This is a genomic window from Pseudomonas yamanorum (genome assembly GCF_013386765.1).
Taxonomy (GTDB): domain Bacteria; phylum Pseudomonadota; class Gammaproteobacteria; order Pseudomonadales; family Pseudomonadaceae; genus Aquipseudomonas; species Aquipseudomonas yamanorum_A.
Map to the genome: position 1 here is coordinate 5,521 of NZ_JACARE010000089.1, position 347 is coordinate 5,867.

The window sequence follows — 347 nt, forward strand, 5'->3', positions numbered from 1 at the left end:
CCATCGTGTTGATCACCCACGAGCTGGACGTGGTCAAGGCCATCTGCGACAGCGCGGTGTCCCTGGCCAACGGGCGCGTGGTGGAAAGCGGCAGCCTGATTCAATTGCAGGCCGATCCTGCGTCGAGCCTGGGCCGTTCACTGGCCCCCAGCCTGCCAGCGGTGAGGGCGGTATGAAGACGGACTGGAACGACATCCTGCAGTTGCTGCTCACGGCCACTGGCGAAACCCTCTACATGGTGCTGCTGGCCGCTGTGTTCACCTTGCTGATCGGCCTGCCACTTGGGGTGCTGTTGTTTATCAGCCGTCGCGGTGGGCTGTTCCCGCTGCCGCGTCTGAATCGTGTGT

At 63.4% G+C, this 347-nt stretch carries 2 pseudogenes; both read left to right on the forward strand.

The window, feature by feature from the left end:
• Positions 1-176: pseudogene (locus tag HX875_RS32990) on the forward strand (methionine ABC transporter ATP-binding protein); the annotation flags it as partial.
• Positions 173-347: pseudogene (locus HX875_RS32995) on the forward strand (metal ABC transporter permease); the annotation flags it as partial. The pseudogenes HX875_RS32990 and HX875_RS32995, both read left to right, overlap by 4 nt.